This is a genomic window from Sphingomonas sp. SP1 (assembly GCF_058313395.1).
In genome coordinates, this window is record NZ_JBZFLC010000001.1 from 776098 (window position 1) to 787925 (window position 11828).

The window sequence follows — 11828 nt, forward strand, 5'->3', positions numbered from 1 at the left end:
GCGGAGGGGTCGCGTTGCAGACGGAATCGAGCAGCCTTCACTGGGCCTCGCGGCACTGGGTGCGCGTGGTCCTGGCGATGTGGCTGATCGCCGCCGCGTACATGCTGTGGCAGCGCTGGACCGGAATCCACATCTTCCAGCTCAACGATACCGACGACAACATGCGCATGAGCCAGGTTCGCGCCCTGCTCGCCGGACAGGACTGGTTCGACCTTCGTCAGTACAAGCTTGACCCGCCAACGGGCGCCAACATCCACTGGTCGCGGCTGGTCGACCTGCCGCTCGCCGCGCTGATCATCCTTGGCAAGCTGTTCACCACCGGCGCGAATGCGGAGCGCTTCGCGGTCGCCGTCGCCCCGCTCATTCCCTACCTTCCGCTCACCCTGTGTCTGACGACGATCGTCCGCCGGCTGGTCAGTCCGGAAGCCTATCCGCTCGCCTTTGTGGCGCTGTTCTTCGCGGCGGCCACCAACGGCATGTTCATGCCCACCCGCATCGACCACCACGGCTGGCAGCTGGCGATGCTGGCGCTGGCGGTGCTCGGCCTGACCGATCCGAAAGCCCGGCGGGGCGGTTTCATCACCGGCGCGGCGACCGCATTGTCGCTGGCGATCGGCCTGGAAATGCTGATCTACCTCGCCATCTGCGGTGCGGCGCAGGTGCTCATGTGGATCGATGACCGGGGTCAGCGGGGGCGGCTGGCCACCTATGCGCTTTCGCTCGCCGGCGGCACTGCGCTCGGCTATTTGTTGTTCGCCTCCTACGCCAATCGACTGCCGGTGTGCGACGCGCTTTCGCCGGTGTGGTTGTCCGATGCGCTGGTCGGCGGCGCGCTCTTGCTGCTGCTCGCCTGGGTGTCTCCGGCCGACTGGCGCGCGCGCGTGGCGCTCGCTGCGGGTGCGGGGCTGATCGTGGCCGGCTGGCACGCGCTGGCCTGGCCGCAGTGCCTGTCACGGCTCGAAGGCGTATCGCCGGAGGTCGAGCGCCTGTGGCTCAGCAACGTGCGCGAAGCGAAGCCGATCTATGAGCACGCCTGGCGGGTCAGCATCACGGCCGCCACGCTGCCCGTCGTCGGCCTGATCGGTTGGGGCGTGCTGATCTGGCGCGCCTGGGGCGGGGAGCGCGATCAATTTCGCCGGACCCTGGCGGTCGCGATACTGGCGTTCGCCTCCGCCGCACTGTTGTTGTGGCAGACCCGCGCCAGCCCGGCTGCGCAGTTCCTCGCCGTGACCGGGGCAGTCGGCCTGGTATGGGTGCTCGCCCCGATCTTCTGGCGGTCGAAGAACCCGCTGGTGTCGGTGCTTGGTGTGTCGATCACATTCCTTGTCGGCCTGGGCGCGGTCGGGCCGCTCGCGGTCAGCATGATCCGCAAGGACGCAGTGTCCGAGCGTGAGAAGACGATCAATCGCGCCAATGCGCTGTGTCCGACGCTGGCGGCGATGCGCCCGATCGCGATGCTGCCCAAGGGCACCGTCTTCACCTTTGTCGACCTGGCGCCGCGACTGATCACTGTCACGCATCACAACAGCATCGCCGGGCCATATCACCGCAACGGCCCGGCGATCGCCGACACGATGAAGGCATTCCGGGGAAGTGCCGACAACGCGCGCGCCATCATCACCCGCCACCGCGCCGATTATGTGCTGATCTGCCCGAACATGAGCCAGGCCACGGTCTTCATGGCCGCGGCGCCAGAGGGATTCTACGGACAGTTGCAGCGCGGGCAGGTGCCCGGCTGGCTACAGCGGGTGCCCTTGCCCAAGGACAGCCCGTTCCGGATGTGGCGGGTCGTGCGCTAAACCCGTCAGCCGGCGAGGCCCGGCAGGCTGCGTTCCAGACCATCGAGCACGAACTGCACCGCGAGCGCGGCCAGGATCACGCCAAGGATGCGGGTGATCATGGCTTCCAGCTTGGCCCCGATCAGCCGCATCAGCGGCCCGGCCGCCAACAGCGCGAGCAGCGTCAGCAGCAGCACGGCAGTCATGGCCGCGAACACGGTGATTCCTTCCACCGTCCCCTCCGCCCGCGCCGAAAGCAGCATGACCGACGCGATCGATCCCGGTCCTGCGATCATCGGGATAGCCATCGGGAAGACGGAGATATCCTCTGCCTCCGGCGTCCCTTCGATCTCCCGTGCGCGCTCTTCGCGGCGCTCGGTCCGCTTCTCGAACACCATGTCGAGCGCAATCATGAACAGCATGATGCCGCCCGCCAGGCGGAAGGCCGACAGGCTGATTCCCAACGTACTGAGCAACGGTTCGCCCAACAGCGCGAAGAAGACCAGGATGCACCAGGCGACCAGCACCGACCGAATCGCCATCGCCCGCCGATGCACCGGATCGGCACCCTTGGTGAGCCCGGCGAAGATCGGCGCGCAGCCGGGCGGGTCGACGATCACCAGCAAGGTGACAAAGGCAGAAACGAACAGCTCGATCATTTGGCTGGTGCTGCCACCTTCTGCTCCAGAACGGTGGCGAATTGCCGCCCGGTCCACAGCCGGACGCGGGTCTGTCGTGCACCGCTGGCTTCGACCCGCCACTGGTACAGCAGGGTTCCGTCGGCCGAACGGGAAAAGCCGCTGTCACCGGGGGGCTGGGCCCGGTTGAGCGGACGGGCATATTCCGCCTCTATCTGCCGCGTTCGCAGGCGCGGGTTGGCGCAGGAGGCCCGGCGCACCACCGGCTGGCGCGGCGAGGAGATCGGCGTGCGCAGCGTGTCTCCCCCATCCACCGTCCAGCGCCAGTCGCCGCTCGCCTGGCGCATCCACAGCGTCGTGAAATAGCCGGTGGTCCGCTGCGTGCGATTGCGCCACGGACCAGTGTTCACCGCGGTTCGCCGATCGCACGAGACCCAGCTGCGCGCCGCCGACCATTCGACCGAGCGCGGCGGGTCCTTGCGGTCCTTCAGATAGTCCTGCGCCCACACCGCCTGCGGATCGAACATCACGGCGGTCGGGTCGGCCCACTTCCGGAACGCGCTCCACTGTCCCATCCGCTGGGCATCGGCGGCAAAGGCGCGTTCGGCATCGACCGCAGTGACGATGGGGGCGGCGGCAATCAGCAGACCAAGCATCTACAGTCCTTCCGGTGGACGAAGTCCGGCGCGGCGGTGGGCCGCGACCAGGGTGTTGCGAAGCAGCATGGCGATGGTCATCGGACCCACTCCGCCGGGAACCGGCGTGATCGCGCCGGCGACCTCGCGGGCTTCGTCAAAGGCCACGTCGCCGACGATGCGGGTCTTGCCCTCAGTCGCAGGAATGCGGTTGATGCCCACGTCGATCACGGTCGCGCCCGGCTTTATCCAGTCGCCGCGCACCATCTCCGGACGGCCGACGGCGGCGACCAGGATGTCCGCCCGCCTGCAGACCTCCGGCAAGTCCCTGGTGCGGCTGTGCGCAACCGTCACTGTGCAGCTTTCACCCAGCAGCAGCAGCGCCATCGGCTTGCCGACGATATTGGATCGGCCGATCACCACCGCCTCCGCGCCGCTGAGGTCGCCGAGCTGCTGCTTCAACAGGCGCAGGCAGCCAAGGGGCGTGCAGGGCACCAGCGCGCGGGGGTCGCCGACGGCAAGCCGGCCGCTGTTGACCACGTGGAAGCCGTCGACATCCTTGTCGGGGTCGATCGCGTCGATCACCCGTGCCGCGTCGATTTGCGCGGGCAGCGGCAACTGGACCAGGATGCCGTCCACCGCCGGGTCGCGATTGAGTTCGGCCACATGGGCCAGCAGGTCGGCTTCGCGCGTGTCCGCCGACAGCGGGTGATGAACGCCATGCATCCCCGTTTCGTGCGTCGCCTTGATCTTGGAGCGGACATAGACGGCGCTTGCCGGATCTTCGCCGACCAGAACCGTCGCCAGACCGGCCGGCCGACCAGTGGCGGCGCGAAAGAAATCGGCATGGATGGCAAGGCGCTGGCGAAGCTGCTGCGCCGCCGCCTTCCCGTCGATGATCGCCGCGCTCATGTCCCCGCGACGACAAGCTCGGTGGCCAAGCCGCCTAGCAGCATGCGGACGATCTGGATCGCGATCAGCAGCACGATCGGCGACAGGTCCAGCCCGCCGAAGTCGGGCAGGATCTTGCGGATCGGCCGGTAGAGTGGGTCGAGAAACCGATCGAGCCCCTGCACGAACCGCCGAACGCCGTCCGAACTGGTATTGATGACATTGAAGGCGATCAGCCAGCTCAGGATCACCTGGCCGATGACGAGCCAGCCGAGCGCCCGGAGCAGCAGGTCGGCGATATTGAACAGTGCTAGCAACATGGAGGTGGGCTTAGCCGGGCCGTCTCACCGGAGCAACACGGCGATCAGGGTGCAAATCGCTCTGGCTGGGCCTCCGCCAGCACTAGGGCGAAGTCGCGATCCGGATCGGTCCATTCCTTCAGCGGGGTCCAGCCCCCGGCCAGCAGCAGCATCCGGCCTCCGCGCGGCCCGTACTTGTGGCTGTTTTCCGTGTGGATGGTCTGGCCGGCGGCAAAGTGGAACGGTTCGCCGGCAATCCGGAAGTCGACGTCCCGGTTCGCGACCAGATGCATTTCGATCCGGCTCAGGATGTCGTTCCAGCGCGCTTCGTGCCGAAAGGCATCGGCCGGAACGTCACCGTCCAGCTCCCGGTTGATCCGCTCCAGCAAATTGAGATTGAAGGCGGCCGTCGTCCCTTGCGCATCGTCATATGCGGCAACGAGCCGCTCGACCGGCTTGACCCGGTCCATGCCAATCAGCAGCAGCGCGCCCGTGCCGAGCGTTGCCCGGAAATGGCGTAGCAGGTCGGTGGCCGTGCGGGGCACGAAGTTGCCGATCGTCGATCCCGGAAAGAAGCCCAGCCGTGGGTGCTGCATCGCCGCATCCGGCAGATCCATCTCCAGTCCGAAATTTGCTTCCACCGGATGGATCGGCAGGTCGGGCATCCGCTCCTGCAGCTGCGCCGCACTGGCCCTTAGGTAATCGCCGCTGATGTCCACCGGGACGTAGAGCGCCGGCTGGATCGCCTCCAGGAGGATCGGCGTCTTGGTCAGCGATCCGGCGCCGAATTCGACGACCGCCAGCCCCGGACCGACCCGTTCCGCCACTTCGGGCATGATCTGGTGAAGGAGCGCCGTTTCGGTCCGCGTCGGATAATATTCGGGCAGCCGCGTGATATCGTCGAACAGCTGCGAGCCCCGTTCGTCGTACAGCCAGCGCGCGGGGATGGACGGCGGCTCCTGGCGCAGTCCCTTCAGCACGTCGTTGCGGAATGCCGGATCAATTGTCGCGAGCAAGGCGCACTCCGGTGAATTGCCAGCGCGCGGCCGGCGGAAAGAAATTGCGATAGCTCGCCCGACTGTGACCGCGCGGAGTCGCGCAGCTGGCGCCCTTCAGCACGAACTGGCCGCACATGAACTTGCCGTTATATTCGCCGACGGTTCCCTCGGCCGGGCGGAAGCCGGGGTAGGGCAGGAAGGCCGAACCGGTCCAGTTCCATCCGTCGCCGAACACCGCGCCGCCGGCCTGTGGGATCACCGGCCCGGCCCGATCCAGCTGATGCCCGCCCGACGGATCGGCGGAGGCGGCGAAATCTTCCCACTCGGCTTCGGTCGGCAGCCGCGCTCCTGCCCAGCGCGCAAAGGCATCCGCCTCGTAGAAACTGACGTGGGTCACCGGGGCCGCGGCCTCAATCTCGCGCCGCCCGCCAAGCGTGAAGACGCTCCCGTCCCCATGCCAGTAAAGCGGTGCGCGGATCTCTTCGCGCTGCACCCAATCCCAGCCTTCGCCAAGCCACAGGGCCGCGTTGCGATAGCCGCCATCGTCGATGAACACCTGCCACTCGCCGTTGGTCACCGGGCGATGCGCGATGCTGTGCGGGTGCAGCCGCGTCCGATGGCGCGGCCGCTCGCTGTCGAACGCCCATTCGTTCCGGGCCGCTCCGATCTCGACCTCGCCGGTCCGTCCGGGCAGCCAGGTCAGCGGCTCGATGGCATGGCAGCTTACCGGCGGCAGCGCACCATAGGCTGGTTCCAACGGGTTCTCCGCGAAGGTCGCAAGGATGTCGGTCAGGAACAATTCCTGATGCTGCTGCTCGTGGCTGATACCAAGCTCAACCAATTCCAGTGCGGCCTCGGGCAGCGAGGGCAGGGCACGCTCCAGTGCGCCGTCCACCGCTCGGCGCCAACTCCGCACTTCGTCCAGGCTTGGCCGGCTGATCATGCCGCGCCTTGGGCGGGCATGGCGCTCGCCCTCGCCTTCGTAATAGCTGTTAAAGAGATAAGGCCAGCGCTCGTCGTACAGCGCGTAGCCGCTCACATGATCGCGCAGAACGAACGTCTCGAAGAACCAAGTCGTATGCGCCAGATGCCATTTGGCGGGAGAGGCGTCGGGGTGCGGCTGGATCGTCGCGTCGGCATCCGACAGCGGGTCAGCCAGCGCCAGCGTAAGCGCGCGGGTCGCCTTCAGCCGGTCACTGAGGCTCGCCATCCGGATAGTGCCCGGAGCGTTCATGCCTGTTGTTCTACGCCCGGATAGCTTGCCTGCCCAAGCAGTTTCGCAAGATGGGCGGTATTGGACGCCAGCATCTCGACCGTTTCCGTCACTTCATCCGGGACCTGCGGCAGATCCTTGAAGTCCGTCTTGTGCATCGCTTCGCCGACCCAATAGGCCGCGCCGCCCGCCGGAATGGTCCAGCCCACGTCGTTCAGGCCCTGGAACAGGCTGGCGGTGGTGTTGTGGGCCCCATCCTCGTTGCCTACGATGGCTGCGACGGCCAGCTTGCCAAAGCTCGGCATCCGCCCCTTGTCGTCGGTTTCGCTGAGGAACGCGTCCATGCGCTCCAAGGCGCGCTTGGCGATGCTCGACATCTGTCCCAGCCAGATCGGCGTCCCGAAGATCAGGATGTCCGCGTCGAGGATCCGGCGGCGAATATCGGGCCAGGCATCGCCGTTGCCCATGTCGGATTCGACGCCCGGTTTGATGTCGTGATCGGCCAGCCGGATCGTCTCGGTCAGCGTCACGTCATGCTTCTTGAGGGCATCCCCGATCAGCCCGATCATCTTGTCGGTGGAGGATAGCTCCTTGCCGCTGGCTTTCAGCGTGCAATTGATGGCGATGGCGGTCAGCGGCACAGGCGCACTCCTTGATGTCGCCATGGCTAACGCTTCGCCTTGGTAAAGGTCCCTACCGGCTTAGGACCGGGTAGCGCCGGGCACCCACAGCACGTCGCCGCCCTGCGTTGCAGCGACATGGCGAGCCGTGACGAACAGATGGTCCGACAGGCGATTGAGGTAGGCCAGCGCTGCGGCATTCACCGCGGCCTGCTCATGCAATGCGACTGCCGACCGCTCGGCCCGGCGGGTCACGGCGCGCGCCAAGTGCAACGCGGCGACCGCGGGCGATCCGCCCGGCAGAATGAAGCTGGTGAGCGGCGTCAGCGTTTCGTTCATCTCGTCGATCTCGCGCTCGAGCCGAGTGACCTGCTCGGGCAGGATCCGCAGCGCTCCTTCGATCCCGTCCGGAGTGGCGAGGTCGGCGCCAAGATCGAACAGTTCGTTCTGGATCCGCCGCAGCGAGGTCGCCGCATCGCCGTCCAGCAGGGCTTCGGCCACGCCGACCGCGCTATTGGCTTCGTCCACATCGCCGATTGCAGCCATGCGCAGCGACGCCTTGCTAACCCGACTGCCGTCGACCAGCCCGGCGCTGCCGCCGTCCCCCGTGCGGGTATAGATTTGGTTGAGCTTGACCAGGGTTCAGCTACCCGCGCCGGCCAAAACCAGGATCAGCGCCGCGATCAGGATCGCGATGCCCTGGTACAGCACGCGCTTGCGCATCCACTGTTGCTGCTGTTCCTGGTTACCGACCTTGCCCGATGCCATCGCGATGACGCCGCGCACCAGCACATATGCCGTGGCGCCCATGGCCACGATGAGGGCGATGATGAGGAGGGTATTCATGACCCCTCGTATCTAGGCATCGGCCAGCCGAAAGCCATAGGGCAGAACGTCCACCCGCAGCTTTTCCGCCAGTTCCCGACCGTCGACACCGGACTCACGCAACGCCTGCAGCGTCGGCGCCTTGTCGCGCTTGGCCAGCCGGCGGCCATCGGCGTGCGTGATCAGCCGATGGTGAAGATAGGTCGGCTCCGGCAATCCCAGCAGAACCTGCAGCAACCGCTGCACCGGCGTCGAGGGTCTCAGATCCGCCCCGCGCACCACCAGGTTCACGCCGGTCGCCGCATCGTCGACTACGCAGGCGAGGTGATAGGAGGACGGCGCATCCTTTCGCGCCAGCACCGCATCTCCGATCTGGTGAAGATCGCTGTCGAAGCGTCGCCTGTCGGCTTCGCGCCAGCCCGGAAGGCCCGCCAGTGCGATGGCCCTGCCGCTGTCCAGCCGCCAACTGTGCGGCGTCGTCGCGCGCCGGTCGGGATCGTCCGGCAAACCTCGGCAAGTTCCCGGATAGCCGCTGCCAGCATCACCGTGCGGCGCCGTCAGCGAGGCGGCGATGTCCGCCCGCGTGCAGAAGCAGGGAAACACCAGCCCCTGTGCCTTCAGCTGGTCCAGCGCCGCGGCATAGAGCTCCGTCCGCTCCGACTGGACCAGCAATTCGCCGTCATGCCGCAATCCCAGCCAGGCGAGGTCATCCAGGATGGCGCCCACGAACTCCGGCCGACTTCGGCCCGGATCCAGGTCTTCGATCCTTAGCAGCCACCGCTGGGACGCCCGCCCCAACAGGGCGCTATAGGCGTGGCCCAGATGCAACCGTCCGGTGGGGGAGGGCGCAAATCTTGAGGTTGTCACGCACACCTCTCTTGACCCCGAATCTGCAACTTGCGATTCATGGCGCCGTCACACCGGGCTGGCATCCGGTGCGTCACAAGGGAAGCGATCGAAAACGGTCTCTCCTCCTTGCGTGCGACGGGGCCCGGAGAGCGCAGGTTCGGTCTGAACCGAATGGAGCGCGCGTGTACCATCCCGACCTCATCCGCCATCCCGACAGTTGCCCCGCCCTCGTCCTCAACGCGGACTACACCCCGCTGTCCTATTATCCCTTGAGCCTGTGGCCCTGGCAGACGGCGGTCAAGTCGATGTTCCTTGAGCGCGTCGACGTTGTCGCCCACTACGAGCGGGAGGTCCATTCGCCGACCCATACGCTGAAGCTTCCCAGCGTCATCGCGCTTCGGCAATTCGTCCGTCCCAACGAATTCCCCGCTTTCACGAGATTCAACCTGTTCCTCCGCGACCGCTTCCGCTGCGTGTACTGCGGGTCGGGGCGCGAATTGACCTTCGACCATGTCATTCCCCGCGCCCAGGGCGGGCGGACCACATGGGAAAATGTCGCCACGGCCTGCGCCCCCTGCAATCTCAAGAAAGGCGGTCGCACCCCGCGCCAGGCCGGCATGCCGATCCATCGCGAACCGATCCGCCCGACCAGCTGGCAATTGCAAGACCACGGCAAAAGCTTTCCACCGGGCTACCTGCACGAAAGCTGGCGCGACTACCTCTACTGGGACGTCGAGCTAGAGGCATAGTCGCGGGGATGCCTTAGGACTTCGTTAACCATTCCCCTTCATTTTCGGGGAATGGACCCCGCCAGCAGCCCGCGCATCCTGATCGTCGATCCCAAACCGTCCAACCTGGCGCTTCTTGCCCGCCGGCTGACCGGTGAGGGCTACCGCATCGCGACCGCGATCGACGGTCTGGCCGCGCTCGCCGCCATGCACCGGTCGCCCGCCGACCTCATCCTGGCCGAACTCACCATGGCGCCGATGAGTGGAATCGCGCTGACCGGCGCAATTCGCGGGCAGACTGCCTGGCGCGACATCCCCGTCATTCTGATCACCGGACGCTCGGAAACGGGCGGCGTCGTCCGCGCCCTGGAGGGTGGCGCGGACGACGTGGTGGTGAAGCCGTTCCATTTTGAGGTGCTGGCGGCACGCATCGCCCGTCAACTGCAACGTGCCGACGGCGTGCGTCAGCTTCGCGCCGACATGGCCGCCATGGACGCCAGGGTCACCCGGCGGGCGATCGAGGTGGGCGAATTGAAGGACCGGATGGCCCGCACAGTCGCGGCGGCTTAACCTTCCGCCACTGCCTGTCGAACAACATCACGCAGATCCTCGCGGCCCAACGCCAGTTGGATCGTGGCCCGCACATAGCCTGCCCGGTCGCCGCAATCATGTCGCACCGCGTCCACCTTGACCGCATGAAACGGCTGCGTGCCGATCAGCTTGGCCATCGCATCGGTCAGCTGGATTTCCCCGCCCGCGCCAGGCTCTTGCGCGTCCAGCACACCCATGACTTCGGGCTGCAGGATATAACGCCCGATCACGCCCAGCAGTGAGGGCGCGACCTCGGGCTTCGGCTTTTCAACCAGACCGCGCACTTCGGTCAGCGTGCCGCGAGTCTCTCCCGGCGTGACGATGCCATAGCTGGCTGTCTTCTCCGCCGCGACTTCCTCGGCACAGACGATGTTGCCGCCGACCTCGTTGTAGGCATCGACCATCTGCTTCAGTGCACCGGGCGTCCCCGCCATCAAATCGTCGGGCAGCAGCACCGCGAACGGCTCGTCACCGACCACGTGCCGGGCGCACCAAACGGCATGGCCAAGGCCCAGCGGTTCCTGCTGCCGAACGCTGATCAGCTCGCCGTACGGCACGCGACTGCGGTCCAGCACCGACAGGTCCTTGCCCTTGGCCCGCATGGTCGATTCCAGCTCGAAGCTCATGTCGAAGTAATCGACCAGCGCCGATTTGCCGCGGCCGGTGACCAGGATCAGCTGCTCGATCCCCGCCTCGCGCGCTTCGTCCACCGCATATTGGATCAGCGGGCGGTCGATCACCGTCAGCATCTCCTTGGGCATGGTCTTGGTTGCCGGAAGCAGACGGGTGCCGAGGCCGGCGACGGGGAAAACGGCCTTGCGTACGGGCTTGAAGCTGTGGGTCATTGGGGCGTTGCTGGTCCTGGATCGTCCACGCGGTCTTCCGCCTGGGTGTTGGTTTCGGCCACCGGCGCCGCGCCTCCGTCGGGCGGCGGCAGGTCGAAGCGGTCGGCTTCGCGCGGGCGGTTGCGGCTCTGGATTTCATCGATGCGCTCCGGCCGCGCATAGGAGGGCGGCGTCAGCAACTCATCCGGCGTCGGGGTGCTGCGCGCCATCTTGGGCTTGATCGGCAGCGACTGGCCCGGCGGCGGCTGCAATTCGCCGATCCGGCCGCAGGCGGCAAGGCCCAGCGCCAGCCCGGCCCAAAGGCCAAGCTTCCCAAGCTTCGCAGCCGTCCCTATCGGCGAACCCATGCGCGCGCTCATCCTCGTCCTGGCCCTGATGGTCCTTGCCGGCTGCGATAGGCAAAACGAAGCGCCAAGCCAAGCGAACGGCAGTTCCCCCTCCGGCTCCGTGGCCGGGCTCGACCGTAGCCAGGCGGGCAAGCCCGCGCCGGCCGTGCAGTTCGCCGATCAGGACGGCCAACCCGCCAGCCTTGCGGATTTTCGGGGCAAGCCGCTGCTGGTGAACCTGTGGGCGACGTGGTGCGCACCCTGCGTCAAGGAGCTGCCGACGCTGGATGCGCTGAGCAAGCGCCCCGGCGCGCCGCAGGTGCTCGCGCTCAGCCAGGACATGGGCGATCAGGCCAAGGTCACCGCCTTCCTCGACGACCGCAACGTCTCGCTGGAGCCGTTCCAGGACAGCAAGATGGACCTGTCGAGCGCGCTCGGAGCGTCCATCCTTCCGACCACCGTGCTGTACGGCTCCGACGGCAAGGAAATCTGGCGCTTCACCGGCGACATGGACTGGACTGGTTCGGCGGCGGCGAAGCTGCTCAGCGAAGCCAAGTAGAACTCGACTATCTCCGTCAGCGAAGGTGACGGG

The 11828-nt window shown here is 66.7% G+C and carries 16 protein-coding genes; 4 read left to right on the plus strand and 12 right to left on the minus strand.

Annotation, left to right across the window (positions count from 1 at the left end):
• Positions 1-14: 14 nt before the first annotated feature.
• Entirely contained in the window at positions 15-1799 is a 1785-nt protein-coding gene (locus AC4GYS_RS04040) for an AcrB/AcrD/AcrF family protein (protein ID WP_491107819.1), read from the plus strand.
• Positions 1800-1804: 5 nt separating this feature from the next.
• On the opposite strand, the gene AC4GYS_RS04045 is transcribed toward AC4GYS_RS04040, so the two are convergent.
• Genes AC4GYS_RS04045 through gluQRS form a run of 10 tightly spaced genes read right to left on the minus strand, consistent with a single transcriptional unit; the run spans position 1805 to position 8770 of the window.
• Positions 1805-2437 (minus strand): MarC family protein, encoded by a 633-nt coding sequence (locus tag AC4GYS_RS04045; RefSeq protein WP_491107820.1) that lies wholly within the window; start codon positions 2435-2437, stop codon positions 1805-1807.
• A complete protein-coding gene (locus tag AC4GYS_RS04050) occupies positions 2434-3072 on the minus strand; it encodes a hypothetical protein (RefSeq protein WP_491107821.1) in 639 nt (212 codons plus the stop codon). Before AC4GYS_RS04050 ends, AC4GYS_RS04045 begins: the two co-directional genes overlap by 4 nt.
• The gene (gene folD / locus AC4GYS_RS04055) at positions 3073-3963 is read right to left on the minus strand and encodes a bifunctional methylenetetrahydrofolate dehydrogenase/methenyltetrahydrofolate cyclohydrolase FolD (protein WP_491107822.1); all 891 of its coding nucleotides are present in this window, start codon (positions 3961-3963) and stop codon (positions 3073-3075) included.
• On the minus strand, positions 3960-4262 hold the full coding sequence (locus tag AC4GYS_RS04060) for a YggT family protein (RefSeq protein ID WP_491107823.1): 303 nt from the start codon (positions 4260-4262) through the stop codon (positions 3960-3962). Before AC4GYS_RS04060 ends, folD begins: the two co-directional genes overlap by 4 nt.
• 44 nt (positions 4263-4306) lie before the next feature.
• Positions 4307-5257, minus strand: a complete 951-nt coding sequence (gene egtD, locus AC4GYS_RS04065; RefSeq protein ID WP_491107824.1) for an L-histidine N(alpha)-methyltransferase — start codon at positions 5255-5257, stop codon at positions 4307-4309.
• Positions 5241-6473 carry an ergothioneine biosynthesis protein EgtB gene (gene egtB, locus AC4GYS_RS04070; protein WP_491107825.1) on the minus strand — a complete coding sequence of 411 codons (1233 nt, stop codon included), beginning with the start codon at positions 6471-6473 and terminating at the stop codon, positions 5241-5243. The genes egtD and egtB overlap by 17 nt, the downstream gene beginning before the upstream one ends.
• Entirely contained in the window at positions 6470-7093 is a 624-nt protein-coding gene (locus AC4GYS_RS04075) for a flavodoxin family protein (RefSeq protein ID WP_491107826.1), read from the minus strand. Before AC4GYS_RS04075 ends, egtB begins: the two co-directional genes overlap by 4 nt.
• A 60-nt stretch (positions 7094-7153) precedes the next feature.
• Positions 7154-7711, minus strand: coding sequence for a cob(I)yrinic acid a,c-diamide adenosyltransferase (locus AC4GYS_RS04080; protein WP_491109354.1), 558 nt, complete (start codon positions 7709-7711; stop codon positions 7154-7156).
• A gap of 3 nt (positions 7712-7714) precedes the next feature.
• Positions 7715-7918: an HIG1 domain-containing protein gene (locus AC4GYS_RS04085; protein WP_491107827.1), complete on the minus strand. Its 204-nt coding sequence runs from the start codon at positions 7916-7918 to the stop codon at positions 7715-7717.
• Between the two features lie 12 nt (positions 7919-7930).
• Positions 7931-8770 (minus strand): tRNA glutamyl-Q(34) synthetase GluQRS, encoded by an 840-nt coding sequence (gene gluQRS, locus AC4GYS_RS04090; protein WP_491107828.1) that lies wholly within the window; start codon positions 8768-8770, stop codon positions 7931-7933.
• Positions 8771-8928: 158 nt separating this feature from the next.
• Between gluQRS and AC4GYS_RS04095 the strand changes: the two genes are divergently transcribed.
• Positions 8929-9495, plus strand: a complete 567-nt coding sequence (locus tag AC4GYS_RS04095) for an HNH endonuclease (protein ID WP_491107829.1) — start codon at positions 8929-8931, stop codon at positions 9493-9495.
• A 51-nt stretch (positions 9496-9546) separates the two neighbouring features.
• Complete coding sequence (locus AC4GYS_RS04100) at positions 9547-10044, plus strand: response regulator transcription factor (protein WP_491107830.1); 498 nt, start codon at positions 9547-9549, stop codon at positions 10042-10044.
• Here AC4GYS_RS04100 and AC4GYS_RS04105 read toward each other — a convergent pair.
• Positions 10041-10910: a UTP--glucose-1-phosphate uridylyltransferase gene (locus tag AC4GYS_RS04105; protein WP_491107831.1), complete on the minus strand. Its 870-nt coding sequence runs from the start codon at positions 10908-10910 to the stop codon at positions 10041-10043. The genes AC4GYS_RS04100 and AC4GYS_RS04105 overlap by 4 nt on opposite strands.
• On the minus strand, positions 10907-11257 hold the full coding sequence (locus AC4GYS_RS04110) for a hypothetical protein (RefSeq protein WP_491107832.1): 351 nt from the start codon (positions 11255-11257) through the stop codon (positions 10907-10909). Before AC4GYS_RS04110 ends, AC4GYS_RS04105 begins: the two co-directional genes overlap by 4 nt.
• Here AC4GYS_RS04110 and AC4GYS_RS04115 point away from each other — a divergent pair.
• Positions 11256-11795 carry a TlpA family protein disulfide reductase gene (locus AC4GYS_RS04115; protein WP_491107833.1) on the plus strand — a complete coding sequence of 180 codons (540 nt, stop codon included), beginning with the start codon at positions 11256-11258 and terminating at the stop codon, positions 11793-11795. The genes AC4GYS_RS04110 and AC4GYS_RS04115 overlap by 2 nt on opposite strands.
• Positions 11796-11828: the final 33 nt, after the last annotated feature.

Coding starts and splice junctions, on each gene's coding strand:
- AC4GYS_RS04100 (WP_491107830.1), top strand. CDS start 9,547: ATGGACCCCGCCAGCAGCCCGCGCATCCTGATCGTCGATCCCAAACCG.
- AC4GYS_RS04045 (WP_491107820.1), bottom strand. CDS start 2,437: ATGATCGAGCTGTTCGTTTCTGCCTTTGTCACCTTGCTGGTGATCGTC.
- AC4GYS_RS04105 (WP_491107831.1), bottom strand. CDS start 10,910: ATGACCCACAGCTTCAAGCCCGTACGCAAGGCCGTTTTCCCCGTCGCC.
- AC4GYS_RS04115 (WP_491107833.1), top strand. CDS start 11,256: ATGCGCGCGCTCATCCTCGTCCTGGCCCTGATGGTCCTTGCCGGCTGC.
- AC4GYS_RS04050 (WP_491107821.1), bottom strand. CDS start 3,072: ATGCTTGGTCTGCTGATTGCCGCCGCCCCCATCGTCACTGCGGTCGAT.
- AC4GYS_RS04085 (WP_491107827.1), bottom strand. CDS start 7,918: ATGAATACCCTCCTCATCATCGCCCTCATCGTGGCCATGGGCGCCACG.
- folD (WP_491107822.1), bottom strand. CDS start 3,963: ATGAGCGCGGCGATCATCGACGGGAAGGCGGCGGCGCAGCAGCTTCGC.
- AC4GYS_RS04060 (WP_491107823.1), bottom strand. CDS start 4,262: ATGTTGCTAGCACTGTTCAATATCGCCGACCTGCTGCTCCGGGCGCTC.
- egtB (WP_491107825.1), bottom strand. CDS start 6,473: ATGAACGCTCCGGGCACTATCCGGATGGCGAGCCTCAGTGACCGGCTG.
- AC4GYS_RS04110 (WP_491107832.1), bottom strand. CDS start 11,257: ATGGGTTCGCCGATAGGGACGGCTGCGAAGCTTGGGAAGCTTGGCCTT.